Source organism: Flavobacterium aestuarii, from assembly GCF_040049115.1.
GTDB classification, from domain to species: Bacteria; Bacteroidota; Bacteroidia; order Flavobacteriales; family Flavobacteriaceae; genus Flavobacterium; species Flavobacterium aestuarii.
On sequence record NZ_JBDLZZ010000001.1, the window covers coordinates 349,194 to 362,842 of the forward strand.

Below are 13,649 nucleotides of genomic sequence, written 5' to 3' on the forward strand. Positions count from 1 at the left end.
ATTTGCTAGACAGGTACAATCACAAAAAAAGCCCCAAACACTTTGACATGTTTGGAGCTTTTAGCAACTAAAAAAATGGTATTATAAAGTTGTACTGCAATATTACTGAAGGATTATTTCCATCCTCCGCCTAAGTCTCTATACACATATACAGAAGCATTAAGCTGTTCTTTTTTGGTTTCTATCAGTTCCAGTTTAGATTCCAGCGCATCGCGCTGTGTCATTAAAACTTCAAAGTAATCGACTCTGGCCGATTTGAATAAATCGCCTGCTACATCAATCGAACGGTTCAAAGCATCAACCTGCTGTGATTTTAAATCATAGCTTTTTTCTAAATTATTAATCTTAGAAAGCTGATTGGCAACTTCGATATAGGCATTCAGAATTGTACGTTCATAATTATACAAAGCCTGAATCTGTCTTGCATTGGCAGAGCTGTACTCGGCTTTCAGAGCATTTCTGTTAATCAGAGGAGCTGCAATATCTCCTGCTAATGAATACAATAACGACTCTGGAAGCGTAAACAGATATGATGGTTTGAAAGCATTAAATCCTATTCCTGCTGTAATATCTAGCGATGGATAAAACTCGGCACGGGCAGTTTTTACATCCAGTTTTGCTGCTTCAAGCTCCAATTCGGCTTGTTTGATATCAGGACGGTTGGCCAGTAATTGTGACGGAATCCCTGAATTAACAGCTGACGGTAATAAAGCAGCAAAATTTGTCTTGTCCCTTTTTATTTCCTGCGGATACTGCCCTAACAGGAAATTAATTTTATTCTCCGTCTCTTTTATGTTCTGAAGAATGTCAAACTCCATGCTTTTTGAAGCCATCACCTCAGCTTGAAATTTCTGAACCGCTAATTCTGTTGCTCTCGAAGCTTCTTTCTGGATTTTAACAATTTCCAAAGCATTGGTCTGCAAAGTGATATTCTGTTTTACAATCTCCAATTGATTGTCTAAGGCCAATAATTCGTAATATGAATCGGCAACCTCGGCAATAAGATTAGTGATTACAAAATTTTTCCCTTCCACAGTTGATAAATAACGGCTAACTGCTGCTTTCTTGGAATTGCGAAGTTTTTTCCAGATATCTACCTCCCAGTTTGCATAAGCACCAATTTTAAGATCTCCTAATGGATCCGGCATTTCTTTTCCTGGCATGATTTCGGTCGAAGCGTCACCAGCACCCTGGCTCGTGTAACGTCCTACTTTTTCAATTCCTGCTCCTGCTGCTAAACCAACCTGCGGTAACAGCAGTCCTTTTTTTACACGGATATCATTTTTGGCAATTTCAATTTCCTGCAGAGTGATTTGTAACTCCTGATTATTTTTCAGAGCAGTATCAATCAGATTTACCAAGTTTGGATCTTTAAAATAAGTTCTCCACGGTGTGGCTGCAATAGTTGTAGTATCGGTACTTTTATCGAAAGACTGCGGCACGGCTTTTTTCTCTGCCAAAGGCGCGAGAACCGGTGTACAGCTTGCCACCGCCAGGCAGATACCCAGCGGGACAATATATTTAAATGACTTATTATACTGCATGATGATCATCAAATTCTTCAGTTAATGGATTTTCTTTTTGATTTTTAACATAGGTAAATCTTTCAGCTATTCGGCCGAAAACATAATACAGTCCAGGAATTATGAATACACCGCAGATTGTACCTACAAGCATTCCTCCTGCCGCTGCAGTACCAATGGTTCTGTTACCAATTTTACCTGGACCAGTCGCAAAAGCTAACGGAAGTAATCCGGCAATAAACGCAAATGATGTCATCAAGATAGGACGGAACCTCGCTTTTGAACCTTCCATGGCAGCTTCCAGCACCGATTTTCCTGCAGCATGTTTCTGAATGGCAAATTCTACAATCAAAACGGCATTTTTACCCAGTAAACCAATAAGCATTACCATGGCAACCTGAGCATAAATATTATTCTCCAATCCAGTAAATTTCAGTAAAAGGAATGCACCAAATATACCAGCCGGCAATGATAAAATTACAGACAATGGCAATATAAAACTCTCATACTGAGCTGCCAAAACCAAATAAACAAAACCTAAACAGATAAGAAAAACCCAGATTGCCTGATTCCCCTGTGCCACCTCATCGGCGGAAATACCTGCCCAGTCAATATCATATCCTCTTGGCAGTTTTTCGGCTGCCACTTCCTGTATAACTTTAATAGCTGTTCCAGAGCTGTATCCCGGAGCTGCTGCACCGCTGATTTCTGTAGAAGTATACATGTTATGTCTGGTAATTTCCGACAGACCGTATACTTTTTCCAGTTTCATAAAAGCAGAAAACGGCACCATTTCATCCTTATTATTTTTCACATAAAGCTTTAGAATATCCTCTGGCAAAGCACGGTATTCCGGAGCTGCCTGAACAATAACTTTATAATTAATTCCGTATTTGATGAAACTGATTTCGTAGTTACTTCCCACCAGCGTAGATAAGGTATTCATCGCATTTTCGATAGATACTCCTTTTTGCTGTGCCAAATCATTGTCTACTTTCATCATGTACTGAGGGAAACTGGCACTGTAGAAACTGAAAACATTCGATAATTCAGGACGTTTGTTAAGTTCTTTAACAAAATCACTGTTTATCTTTTCCATTTTCTTATAATCGCCGGAACCCGTTTTGTCTAATAAACGAAGCTCAAATCCTCCCGCAGCTCCATAACCTGGCACTGCTGGCGGCTGGAAAAATTCGATATTAGCACCTGGAATGTCTTTCGACTTTTCTTCCAGTTCTGTCATAACTTCCTGTACAGAATGCTTTCTGTCTTTCCAGTCTTTAAGATTGATCAGACAGGTTCCTGCATTCGATCCTGTACCTTCAGTCAAAATTTCATAACCTGCCAATGAAGAAACAGATTGTACTCCTTCTACAGTTTCGGCTATTTTTTGAAGTTTCACCGAAATATCATTTGTTCTTTCCAATGATGAACCCGGAGGTGTCTGAATAATAGCATAAAACATTCCCTGATCCTCATTTGGAATAAATCCTGAAGGAACTGTACTGCTCACAAACCAAGTTCCTGCGCAGAATCCTAAAAGCACAACAATTGTAACTGCTCTTCTGTTTACTATTTTCCCAAGTACATTTTGATACTTCGTCTGCGTAAGGTTAAACATATTGTTGAAACCATCTACAAATCGGTTAATAGGTGTTTTCTTTTTCGGAACTCCATGATTATTGGTCAGCATCATCGCGCAGAGTGCCGGTGTTAATGTTAATGCTACTACTCCCGAAAGAACAATCGCTGTTACCATTGTAATAGAGAACTGTCTGTAAAACATTCCAACAGGACCTGCCATAAACGTAACAGGAATAAATACGGCCACCATCAGGAATGTAATCGCAATAATAGCTCCCGAAATCTCGTGCATTGCTTCTTTAGTTGCCTTCAAGGCTGAAAGATGTTTTTCTTCCATCTTGGCATGGACGGCTTCAATAACTACAATGGCATCGTCGACGACAATTCCAATTGCCAAAACCAAGGCAAACAAAGTAATTAAATTCAGTGAAATATCAAAAAACTGCATGAACGCAAAAGTTCCGATTAACGAAACCGGTACTGCAATCGCAGGAATAACCGTAGAACGCCAGTCTCCTAAGAAAAGGAACACAACCAATCCTACCAAAATAAACGCTTCAATCAGAGTGTGAATTACTTTTTCGATAGAAGCATCAAGGAATTTAGAAACGTCATACGAAATTTCATAATCCATTCCTTTTGGGAATTTTTTCTTGATGGTTTCCAATTTAGCCTTCAAATCTTCGATAACCTGATTGGCATTACTTCCAAAAGACTGTTTCAGTACGATCGCAGCTGATGGTCTTCCGTTCAGATTCGAATAAATATCATACATTGAACTTCCAAATTCAATATTAGCAACGTCTTTCAAACGCAGAATTTCTCCGTTTGGACTGGATCTCAATATCACATTGCCATACTGCTCTTTGGTGGTAAACCTTCCAGAATATTTCAATACATACTCAAATGCCTGAGAACGTTTTCCTGAAGCTTCCCCAGTTTTTCCCGGCGAAGCTTCCAGACTCTGACTGGATAATGCTTCCATTACCTCTTCAGCCGAAATTTTATAAGCAAGCATGCGGTCCGGTTTCAGCCAGATACGCATTGCATACTCACGTGTTCCCAAAATATCTCCGGAACCAATACCGTTTACCCTTTTCAATTCGGACAAAACATTGATATCGGCATAATTGTACAGGAATTTTTGGTCAGTATTTTTATCGGTACTAAAAAGATTCACGTACATCAACATACTTGGAACCTCACGGGTGATTTTCACACCTTCCCTTACTACCAATGGAGGCAGTTTATTGGTAACCGAAGCTACACGGTTCTGAACGTTAATTGCTGCCTGATTAGGATCGGTTCCTAGGTTAAATACAACCTGAATACTAGCTTCACCGTCATTCCCCGCATCAGAAGTCATGTATTTCATTCCCGGAACACCGTTTAGCGCTCTTTCTAACGGAATAACAACCGATTTAATCATCAATTCTCCATTGGAACCCGGATAATCAGCGGTAATGTTCACCATTGGCGGTGATATGGATGGAAATTGGGTGATTGGCAGATTCATCACTGACAGCACCCCCAAAAAGACAATTATAAGCGATATCACTATCGACATAACTGGTCTTTGTATAAATTTATCAAACATTTGTTTCTATTTTTTTATGATTAAATCAAATTCGTGTTTAGCGGCATTTCATTTTTTAAACATATAAGTCATATAAGTTTTTTACTTTGCTACTTGACTTTTTTTCTAACCATATAAGTCATTGAAGATCATTTAAATTTTCTTTTTTGTCCTTATATGAACTTACATTTCCTATATGGGATATTTATTTTACTTTTTTTCTGCTTATATGAAACTTATATGCCTTATGTGTTTAAAAATGTCTACTCCGCTTTTAATCGCAAATGAGCAATAACCTCTTTAGGTGCTGTATATTTATAATGAATTTTATCATTATCCTTAACTTTCTGAACACCTTCAAGCAGGATTTTATCATTTACAGTAATCCCGCTGTCAATCATATACAAATCAGGAATTTCTCCTTTGATAGTAATCTCTTTTGAAGTCACAACATCATTTTTATCCACAACAAAAACATATTTTTTGTCCTGAATTTCATAAGTCGCTTTCTGCGGAATCACAATCACATTATGAAGAGGCGCTTCCATCAGTATTTTTCCGGTTTCTCCATGTTTCAGCAGTTTACCCGGATTAGAAAATCGAGCACGGAAAGCAATATTTCCAGTTTCATTATCAAATTCACTTTCGATAACTTCTACATTTCCTTTTTCTTTAAATGTGGTACCATTAGCCAATAGCAGACCTACTCTGCTTTGGGCTCTGCCTTTAATATTGGTTTCATAATCCAAGTATTCAGGTTCAGAAACATTGAAATAAGCAAACATCTGGCTGTTGTCGGAAAGGCTGGTAAGCAATTCGCCCTCATCGATAAGACTTCCTAGTTTCTTTGGGATTCTGTCAATAGTTCCGTCAAACGGAGCTCTGATTTCGGTAAATGACAAATGAACTTTAGCAAGAGCAACTTCGGCTTTGGCCTGATCTAATTTTGCCTGGGCAACTGCCTGCTCATTTTTTGAAACTATATTTTTATCTGCTAATGTTTTAGCATTTTTTAATTCGATTTCGGCCGCTTTTTCTTCTGCCTGTGCGCCTAATAATTCTGCTTCATAGACTTTTGGCATAATGCGGAACAATACCTGTCCGGCTTTTACAAACTGGCCTTCATCAACATAAATATGCTGCAGAAATCCTTTTTCCTGAGCTCTGATTTCAATGTTTCGGACAGAACGTATCTGCGAAACATACTGCTTCGTAAACGAAGTGTCAATCATTACAGGATTAGTAACTTCAAAAATTTCGGCTTCTTCTTTTTCTTCTTTCTTGCTTGTACAGCTGGCAAGGGACAACACGGCAAAAATGCCAGTGAACATGATAATTCTCTTCATAGTATAAAAAATTGGTAATTAAGCGGATGAAAATTTTAGGAATACAGGAATTCCTAAGGTCAGAAAAGACCATCAGTTACCAAGGTGAAACTAAGTTGTCCAGGATGAAAAATACTTAATAAACCAACATTAACATATAAAGATTATATACAAACATTGGACATCTATAAGTCACACCTAAAGTAATTGATGTGATATAGAATCAAATTCTGAAAACTCCTATTTCGAGATAAATAGGATTATAATGGCCGTAATATGGCGCAAAAAAATTAAATTTCTTGGAATTATCCTTATACAGCAAGTGACTTGAGAATGTCACATACCAGTTTGGCAATACATTTTTATTAGCTGCCAGAGCTTTATTAAAACTGCCCTTGTTTAAATTATCAGTATGAAGCTCTTCGTCCAGATCGGTATCAGCTTCTTCTATCAAAACACTGCCTGTTTCGCCTTTTTTGACTTTTATCTGATGTTTTTTTATTAAATCAAAAGAAGGAGAGTGAACTATAATAGTATTAGAAGAAGTTTCTGCACGCAAATATTGCCCTCCGCCTAACAGCAGAGAAAATATACACACAAGATATAAAATAGCTCCTCTCATAATGACCCCAAAATTAATAAAAGATTAAAATAAAAAAACTATTATTTAAGGCTTAGTTATGAAAAATAAAAACGAAAACGTTTTCTTTAATACATAATTAGCAATAGTGCTTATTTCTTTAACATTTATTTACTAAATATTAGTATAAAAAAAACTACAAAATATTTAAGAGCTGGCAGTATAATTGCAAAACATATCAGTAATTCTATTTTTTTCCTATAAAAAAGAATTAGAAAATACATAAAAAACCAATAACGGTTTTTATGTATTTGCAGTCTGAAGCAGTTTTGCAATTCCATCCGCATCCAGAATAAAATCCGGGATGGTATTTAGAATAGCATAATTGGGCATAAAAGGCATTTCGGCACTCAGTGGATTCTGTACAATAATTTTGCCGCCAAGTTTTTGTACCTCTTTAAGCCCTAAGGTGCCATCTGAGTTGCTTCCAGACAGCAGGATTGCTGCTAATGAAGTTGTGTAAACCTCTGCCGCCGATTCGAAAGATACATCAATACTAGGCCGGCTATGATTGATTTTTTCGGAAATATCCAATGACAGTAATCCATTTTTTTCAAATAATAAATGATAATCTGATGGAGCTATATAAATAAAACCAGGCTCAAGCAACGTTTTATCTTCTATTTCTTTGACAGGCAAAACTGTTTTTAAAGCAATTAACTGCTCTAGGATAGAATCAGTAGTATTTTTTCGATGAAGAATAATAACAATAGCAAAAGCAGGAATAACAGACAATTGTGGCAAAATCTGCAACAGCACTTTAAGGCTGCCGGCTGAGCCTCCAATAAGAACCACCTTACATCCTGATATTATATCATCTTTCTCCATATCTTTTCTTTCTCAAATTGGCTATACTTGCTTTGCAGCCTGGAGTATTTGATAGTTTCTTTGGCTCCCAAAACCAAAAAACCTGATGCTGGAAGGCTGTCATCAAACAACTGTAAAGCTCTTTCCTGAAGATCTTTATCAAAATAAATCAGCACATTGCGGCATAAGATTAAATCGAATTCATTAAACGAACTATCCGAAACCAGATTGTGCTGCGAAAACACCATTCTATCCGATAATTCTTCGTTGAATTTTGCAATTCCATAATTAGCCGAATAATAAGCTGAAAAATCTTTTTTCCCTTCGGATGCCAGATAATTTTCAGAATACTGTTTCATCATCCTTAATGGAAAAACGCCTTTTTTTGCTGTATTTAAAACCTGATCATTAATATCAGTAGCATAAATCAATGACTTATGCAGCAGGTTTTCCTCTTTTAGCATAACTGCCATAGAATACACCTCTTCGCCAGTAGAACAGCCTGCGTGCCAAATCCGGATAAAGGGTTTTGCAGCTAATACAGGAAAGATTTCCCGCCTGAGTACTGCATAAAACTGTGGATCCCTAAACATTTCTGTCACGTTGACCGTGATTTCTTCTACCATTCTTTTGTAGTAATCCGAGTCAAATCTCACTTTTGTTAAAAAATCATGAAAATGGCTAAATCCATCCAATTGATAAAGCCTGTTGACGCGGCGTTTTAACGAAGCTTTGGAATAGCCTCCAAAATCGAAACCATAGTATTCATATACAAGGTTAATCAGTGTTTCGAGTTCTACATCTTCAATCATGCTTAAATACTGCTTAAAATGCTCAATAATTTATCTACATCAATAGGTTTTGATATGTAATCGTCGGCTCCAGCCTGCAGGCACTTTTCCTTATCCCCAACCATAGCCTGCGCCGTAACCGAAACTATAACTGCTGTAATTGGCGTCGGTATTTTTTTTATCAAGGGAATTGCTTCGTAGCCATCCATATCAGGCATCATCATATCAATGAGTATCGCATCAAAATGTTCATTATTTCGCAGGATTGCTAAAGCTTCTTCGGCACTTAGACACGATACGCAATCAAATGATTTTGCATTCAATGTTGCTGATAATGCAAAAATATTTCGTTTATCATCATCAATAATCAAAACTCTTTTTTTATCCATACTGCTATAATTTTAATTTTTGTCATACAGCCAAACTCGCAATAAAGATAAAAGCTGGTCAATATCTATTGGTTTTGTAATATAATCTGAGGCGCCGGCAGTAATGCATTTTTCCCTATCGCCTGTCATAGCCTTGGCTGTTACTGCAATCACTGGCAGTTTTTTAAGCTTAGGATTTTTTCTTATGCGCTGCACGGTTTCATACCCATCCATATTAGGCATCATCATATCCAGTAAAATCACATCGGTATTGGGCTGTTCCTCTAAAGCTTTTAAAGCTTCTTTGCCGTCTATCGCTGTAATAACATTCATTTTGAATGCTTCTAAAGCTTTGGTTAATGAATAAATATTTCTTACATCATCATCGACCACCAAAACTGTTTTATCTGCGAGCACATTATTGAGCAGGCTCAGCTTTTTAAAGGCGTCATTTTTGCCCGCAGGGTTTTTATTTTCTTCTACCAAATGAAGAAACAGCGAAACTTCGTCCAGCATCCGCTGAAATGAATGTGCCGTTTTTACCACAATAGAATCAGCATATTTCTTAATTTTTAATTCCTCCTTAATAGATAAGCTTTTGCCTGTAAATACAATTACTGGAAGGTTTTCCAGCTCTGGATTTTTCTTGAAGACATCTAAAATCTCGTAAGCATTCTTGTTTGGAATACCCATATCAAGAATTACGCAATCAAGATTATTTTTAGTCAATGCTTCAATGCTCTGGTCAATATCGCTTTTTATTTCGGAAACGATATTATTTGTTTCCAGAAAATAGGCTAATGCTTTGGCATGCTTGGTATTATCCTCTATAATGAGAACTTTTTGGGATTCTTTGTTAATGATATCTTCAATTCTTTTAAAAACTTCGGGCATTTTTTCAAAAGCGACTGGTTTTTCCAAAAAGTTTACAGCTCCTTTTAATAAGCTCTCCTGTTTTAACTTATGTGATGACATAATGTGTATGGGAATATGCTTGGTCCGGCTATTGCCTTTGAACTCCTCCAAAACCTGCCAGCCGTTTAAAACCGGGAGTTCGATATCTAGCAGAATCCCATGTGGCTTATATAATAATGCAAAATTCAAAGCATAATCGCCTCGAACAGCCACAATCCCCTTATAACCTTTTTTCCTGCTGAAAGTGAGTAATGATTTGGCAAAATTTATGTCATCTTCAACAATCAATATCACTTTATCACTGGGCAGAATAGAATTTCTGTCATCTTCTATTTCCTCAGGAATACTTAAGCTTATAAATTTATTTTCCTTTTCATCCTCAGCTGTCTGCTGTACAGCCAATGTTTCTATTTCGGGCAAAACTCCTGCATTGCCGTTATCTTTGATATAACCAATTACAGGCAAGCACAAAGTAAACTCACTTCCCTCGCCTGCTGTACTCTTAAGAGAAATGTCCCCATGCAGAAGTTTGGCCAATTCTCTGCTTATTGATAATCCTAAGCCAGTTCCGCCATATTTTCGTTTGGTAGAACCGTCTGCTTGCTGAAAAGCTTCAAAAATCAGGGGCTGTTTCTCATACGGTATTCCAATTCCTGTGTCTTTTACAATAAAACAGATAATGTTTTCGTCAGAATCTGCCATCTTAATTTCGACAGTTACACTTCCTGCTGCTGTGAATTTTATAGCATTTGAAATAAGATTTTTAAGAATCTGCTCTAGCCTCATTTTATCAGTTTTAATAATTGAGGGCGCATCTTTATCAATAATATCAAACTGGATATTTTTTTCTTTGGCAACATGAACAAAAAGATTTTTCAGGCTGTCTGTGATTTCTTTTGTAGAAACATCAAGCAGTTCTAAGTCCATTTTTCCAGCCTCGATTTTAGAAAGATCCAAAATTTCGTCAATAAGTGCCAGTAAACCATTTCCAGAACTTTGAATAACCCTGGCAAATTCTATCTGTTCCTCATTCATATTGGTATCATTGTTTTCGGCAAGGAGACGGCTTAGCAGTAAAATTGAATTTAAGGGCGTTCTTAGTTCATGCGACATATTTGCCAAGAACTCTGATTTATATCGGGTACTCAATTCCAAATCCTCTGATTTTTTCTGGATTTCGATATTTTTTTCTTCTAATAAAACACTGCGTTCCGATAGTTCCTCATTGATCTGCTGCAATTCTTCCTGCTGTACTCTTAATTCTTCTTCTGAAGCCTGCAATTTTTCAGTCTGTGTTTCCAATTCAGAATTGATTGCCTCCATTTCTCTGTGCTGGATTCTCAGTTCTTCGGACTGGCTTTGGGTTTCTTCCAGCAATTCATTCAATCGCAATCGGTTTTTAGTAGATCTTAATGTGATTCCAATATTATTAGCAACACTGGTTAAATACTCCAAATCCATTTCGGAATACTCGTTAAGGCTGACCAATTCCAATACACCTCCAATTGTAGAATCATATAGAGGAACTGCTATTATGTGATTGGGCTTTATTTCACCTAAAGCATAAGTTACCATAATATTATCTGGCGAAAAAGATTTCAGCTCCAATATTTTTCCTGAAACAATTGCCTGGCCTGCCAAACCTTCCCCTTTTTTGATACGCTCTCTGTCTTTATTTGGAATATAACTGTAACTAGCCGTCAATTGGAGTTCATCACCATCCAATATATAAAAAGCGCCTGCACTGCTGCTGGTATAGATACATAAAAATTCAATAATATCTTTTGTAAGTTCAACCATTGGTTTTTCGCCCAGCATAGCATTATTGAGCTGGGCAATTCCTGTTTGAAACCATTCCTTGTCGGCCAATAAATGAAACGATTTTTTTAATGACAATCCCATCGTGTTTAACGATTCACCCAGACTGCCCAGAGCGTCACTCTGCAGATCTTCTGCTTTAATTTCATAATTTCCTTTGGAGATACTAGCAGCAATATCACTTATAACATTAATTCTTTGTGCAGTTTCTTCATCTTTCCTCATCAGCTCTTTCTGCAATAAGGTCCGTTCATTATAATCCGTGAGGACTCTCACAAAAAATACAATTGTAATAATCAGAGAAATTACAAATGCCACTATAATCAAGACAACTGTATAAAGACCATAGTTTTTAGAAGTTAATATACGCTCTTGTAAAAGCTTATTCTCGTAATTCTCTATACTATTGGTTATTTGGCTAATATCATTCATCAGCTCTTTTCCAAAGGTCAGGTCATATTGTGCCGTTTGATTGTATCTTTTTTGAGCAATACGCTTTTTAATATAAGCAAAAAATTTGGCACGGACCGGTTTTAAGCGAATAAGGCTGCGCTGCTGATGATCATTATCAGAAGTAAGCAATTCTAATTTATCAAAATAGCTATTGGATTCTTTTTCAGTCTGGGAAATATCATCTATGAATGCTTCGTCTCCGGTAATCAGAAACCCGCGCATTGCAGACTGTGCTTCAAATAAAAGCGCATTGCCTTTATGCAGATTAGAAATTACTTCCTGTGCATGATTTCCCCATGAGTTGCTCGTTAATAAGTTTTGAATGCTTAAAAAAGATGCTACAGAACTTAGCATTAAAATTATCAATGAGATTGAGGAACTCACTAATAGATTTCTCTTGAAATTATCTTTCATAAAATTTGAAATATAGTATAGGTTTATTTTAATTGGCTCTCGATAGGCAGAATAATGATAAAGCTTGCTCCTGCACCTTCTGAGCTTTTGGCTGTTATCAAGCCATTATGCTTTTCTATTATTTTTTTGGTAATAGCTAGTCCAATTCCTGTACCCTGATATGTCTGGCGGTCATGGAGGCTTTGAAATATCATAAAAATCCTTTCGAGATGGATTTCGTCAAAACCAATCCCGTTGTCCTTGACTATTATTCGAATAAAATTTCCTGTTGGAGATACAGGACTGTTAAAATCCTTATTTGCAATTTTTTCAGCCGTTATTTCTATTACAGGAGTAACCTCTTTTCGTAAAAATTTAAGAGAATTTCCAATCAGGTTTTGAAACACTTGCCTAAGCTGACTCGGAATAGCTATTATTGCTGGAAGAGGATCCACTTTAATAACCGCTTTGTTTTGTTCGATTAAATAGTCAAAATCGGCTATTACTTCTTCCAGAACAGTATTGAGATCTGTTTGTTCTGGAACAACTTTCGAAGAAAGTCTCGAATATTCGAGCAAATCAGTAATAAGATCCTGCATTCTTTCAACTGAACGAATGGTACGCGCAATGTAATCAGCAGCCGCATCATTTTTGACAAGATACCGTTCAGCAATAATATTTATAAACATCTGAACTTTCCGGGCTGGCTCTTTTAAGTCGTGCGATACTACCCAGGAAAATTGCTGTAATTCGTGATTTCTAAGTTCGAGTTCTTCATTTTTAGAAACTAATTGCATGGTTCTTTCGGCAACTTTTTCTTCAAGATTATCCTGCGCCTGTTTCCTGATCTCAATTTCTTTAGACAGCAAATCTCTGACCGTTTTCAGCTCGTTCTGCTGATGGTAAATTTTTAAGAATGTTTTTACTTTTAAAATCAGCAGGTCAGAATCAACGGGTTTGGTAATATAGTCTACCCCACCCGTTTCATATCCTTTAAATATGAATTTTTTCTGCTTGTTTACTGCAGATAAAAAAATTACAGGAATATCTTTTGTACGCTTGCTGCCTGCCAGAATTTCGGCTACTTCAAAGCCATCCATTCCTGGCATCTGAACGTCCATTATTATCAAGCCATATTCCTTTTTTAGAATTTTTTTCAATGCTTCCTCACCAGATGAGGCAGTATCAACATCTAAATTATGAAGTTCCAGAATCTTTTTTAAGGCAACAATGTTAGCCCTTATATCATCAACAATTAATATCATAGTTTTTTTCGGGGCTGCTTTTATTTATAAAAAATAAAAATACATTTACCTATTCATACATTTTATTAGCATATTTTTTTTGGGACTATGTTCCAAAATTAAAGAAATTGAACACAAATGGTTTACATATTTTTGCTTATAATTTATAAAATATCAATGTATGCATAATCAGCAGCTGTATTTTTAGTTAC

At 36.6% G+C, this 13,649-nt stretch carries 9 protein-coding genes; all 9 read right to left on the reverse strand.

Annotated elements, in window-relative coordinates:
- Positions 1–113: 113 nt before the first annotated feature.
- The 9 genes from ABEG11_RS01325 to ABEG11_RS01365 all read right to left on the reverse strand — a co-directional run bounded on the left by ABEG11_RS01325 (position 114) and on the right by ABEG11_RS01365 (position 13,458).
- Complete coding sequence (locus ABEG11_RS01325) at positions 114–1,544, reverse strand: TolC family protein (protein ID WP_348822399.1); 1,431 nt, start codon at positions 1,542–1,544, stop codon at positions 114–116.
- Positions 1,534–4,704 carry an efflux RND transporter permease subunit gene (locus ABEG11_RS01330; RefSeq protein ID WP_348822400.1) on the reverse strand — a complete coding sequence of 1,057 codons (3,171 nt, stop codon included), beginning with the start codon at positions 4,702–4,704 and terminating at the stop codon, positions 1,534–1,536. Before ABEG11_RS01330 ends, ABEG11_RS01325 begins: the two co-directional genes overlap by 11 nt.
- Before the next feature lie 242 nt (positions 4,705–4,946).
- The gene (locus ABEG11_RS01335; RefSeq protein ID WP_348822401.1) at positions 4,947–6,029 is read right to left on the reverse strand and encodes an efflux RND transporter periplasmic adaptor subunit; all 1,083 of its coding nucleotides are present in this window, start codon (positions 6,027–6,029) and stop codon (positions 4,947–4,949) included.
- Between the two features lie 202 nt (positions 6,030–6,231).
- A complete protein-coding gene (locus ABEG11_RS01340; RefSeq protein ID WP_348822402.1) occupies positions 6,232–6,630 on the reverse strand; it encodes a hypothetical protein in 399 nt (132 codons plus the stop codon).
- Between the two features lie 261 nt (positions 6,631–6,891).
- The gene (locus tag ABEG11_RS01345) at positions 6,892–7,476 is read right to left on the reverse strand and encodes a chemotaxis protein CheB (RefSeq protein ID WP_348822403.1); all 585 of its coding nucleotides are present in this window, start codon (positions 7,474–7,476) and stop codon (positions 6,892–6,894) included.
- The gene (locus tag ABEG11_RS01350; protein ID WP_348822404.1) at positions 7,458–8,267 is read right to left on the reverse strand and encodes a CheR family methyltransferase; all 810 of its coding nucleotides are present in this window, start codon (positions 8,265–8,267) and stop codon (positions 7,458–7,460) included. Before ABEG11_RS01350 ends, ABEG11_RS01345 begins: the two co-directional genes overlap by 19 nt.
- Before the next feature lie 2 nt (positions 8,268–8,269).
- Positions 8,270–8,635, reverse strand: coding sequence for a response regulator (locus tag ABEG11_RS01355; RefSeq protein ID WP_348822405.1), 366 nt, complete (start codon positions 8,633–8,635; stop codon positions 8,270–8,272).
- 12 nt (positions 8,636–8,647) lie between these two features.
- A complete protein-coding gene (locus ABEG11_RS01360; RefSeq protein WP_348822406.1) occupies positions 8,648–12,214 on the reverse strand; it encodes a response regulator in 3,567 nt (1,188 codons plus the stop codon).
- Between the two features lie 23 nt (positions 12,215–12,237).
- Positions 12,238–13,458, reverse strand: coding sequence for a hybrid sensor histidine kinase/response regulator (locus ABEG11_RS01365; protein ID WP_348822407.1), 1,221 nt, complete (start codon positions 13,456–13,458; stop codon positions 12,238–12,240).
- Positions 13,459–13,649 lie beyond the last annotated feature (191 nt).